The organism is Neisseria sp. P0021.S006 (assembly GCF_051956895.1).
This window is the reverse complement of the sequence record NZ_JBQCWZ010000224.1, coordinates 1-1,857: the sequence shown is the minus strand read 5'-3', so window position 1 is coordinate 1,857 and position 1,857 is coordinate 1. Positions and strand designations below refer to the sequence as shown.

General features: G+C 46.9%; 4 protein-coding genes. 1 reads left to right on the top strand and 3 read right to left on the bottom strand.

The features are described 5' to 3' along the window. The coding region (locus ACTHUM_RS12800; protein ID WP_440403032.1) for an ACT domain-containing protein at positions 1-683 on the top strand (683 nt) is incomplete at its 5' end. A gap of 119 nt (positions 684-802) precedes the next feature. Here ACTHUM_RS12800 and ACTHUM_RS12795 read toward each other — a convergent pair. From ACTHUM_RS12795 to ACTHUM_RS12785, 3 genes are all read right to left on the bottom strand, one after another. Further along, positions 803-964, bottom strand: a complete 162-nt coding sequence (locus ACTHUM_RS12795; RefSeq protein WP_039861975.1) for a hypothetical protein — start codon at positions 962-964, stop codon at positions 803-805. Between the two features lie 75 nt (positions 965-1,039). Beyond that, entirely contained in the window at positions 1,040-1,501 is a 462-nt protein-coding gene (gene recX / locus ACTHUM_RS12790) for a recombination regulator RecX (protein ID WP_070461394.1), read from the bottom strand. 100 nt (positions 1,502-1,601) lie between these two features. Continuing rightward, the coding region (locus ACTHUM_RS12785) for an HAD hydrolase-like protein (RefSeq protein WP_440403031.1) at positions 1,602-1,857 on the bottom strand (256 nt) is incomplete at its 5' end.

Genomic DNA, 1,857 nt, shown 5'->3' with positions numbered 1-1,857 from the left:
GTCACGATGCCGTTGTTTTGGGTGAGAACCTGCTGCAAAAAGCTTTATCCAGCCTGTTGCCTAAAGACATCCTGCTTTCAGACGACCTCAAAGAAAAATACCTTGCCGATTTGAATACCAAACAAACCTCGTTTGAAGAGGTCCTCTACAATGTCGGTATGGGGCATACTTTGCCGGTACACGTTGCCATGCACATTGCCGAGTTGGCGGGCCAACATTTTGGCAGTACAGTCAAACTCAGCCCGATCAAAGTCAACGATCAAGAAACTGGCCGGATTCATTTTGCCGAGTGTTGCCATCCGATCCCTGGCGATCCGATTCGCGCCTTATTGGTCAAAGACAAGGGCATGATTATCCACCGTGATACCTGTCAAACTTTGGTCAAAGCCGATCCGGAAGAGCAACTCGATGCCGGTTGGGACAGTATGCGCAATCAAACGTACCGCACCATCCTCAATGTCAAATCCGAAGATGCGCATGGTTTGCTTGCCTCAATGGCGCAAGCGATTTCCAATTCTGGTGCGGATATCGAATCTGTCGATACGCCAACCAAAGCGCAAGCAGGAACGGAAGGTTTTGTGGAATTTAAATTCACAATTAAAGTCAAAGACTTGGATCAGGTTAATCAGATTATTCATGCAATGCATGCCAATCCGAATATCCGTAAAGTGATTCGAGGATAATCTCGTTATAAGCAAAGGCCGTCTGAAAGTGTTTTCAGACGGCCTTTTTGATGTTTGCAAATAAAAGCTGTTGGCTTCTTTTTAAGAGGGTTTATGGCTTTTTTGTAATTGGATTGGGTTTAACTCAACCAAAAACGGAAAACCAAGAAGAAGACCAAGGCCAAAACGCCGGCCCAAACCAGCAACATGAATCCGGCTACTGCCTGACCCAAGCGGTAAACAGGATTTTTGCGTTCGTCTTCGAGTAGGGGATTTGGTGTATCGTGCGGTTTGTCGGACATGATGAAACTCTGATTGAATTATTGAATAAAAGCGTAAGGGTACGCCGATAGAAGCAAAGATTCAAGTGGGAATGATTATTGATAGAAGTCTTCGTCTTCATTCCACGCGGTTTTTAAGGCCGTCTGAATGGTGTCGGCACCAAAGCCGCGATAGGCAAGGAAACGCGCCTGTTTTTGTTTTTCTTTCAAATCTTGAGCTTCTTGCTTGAATTTTTTACGCAAGACGGAAATAGCGGTTTGCAGCTCGTCCTCTCTGTCGGGTAGGAACTCCCGACAGTCATCTGCATCAATACCTTGTTGAGCCAAGGCTTGTTTGAGGCGGAGCGTGCCGTAACGGTTGCTTTTACTGTGAATATAGGCTTCTGCGTAACGTTGGTCGGATTGCCAATTTCGTTCGGCGAATTCGTCCAAAACCTTTTCCAATTCTTCTTCGCTTTCAGCGTGTGGAGTCAGTTTGCGTTTCAAGCCGACACGGCTGACTTCCTGACGGGAAAGAATATCCAAGGCGCGGGCGCGTAAGGTTTTGGGAGGTTTCATGGGGATATGGAAGGGGAGGGATTTAAACTACATTGAATTACATTTCAGACGGCCTGATTAGGTGAAAGCACTAAAAAGGCCGTCTGAAAATAAAGCCGAATTATTCTTCGTCTTTGTTTTTTTGCGGTTGCAGATTTTCGTAGATTTCAGGCAGGGCTCGAATCAACAAATCAGGTTTGGTCGCTTTGTCTTGGGAGAGCAAGGTCATGTCGCCGTAGCCGAATGTTACGCCGACGCTGAAGCAACCGGCCGCTTTGGCGGCAATAATGTCATTTTTGGAGTCGCCCACCATCAGCATATTGGCAACGTCGATGCCCAAAACTTCGGCCGCATGTTGAAGCGGCAATGGGCTGGGT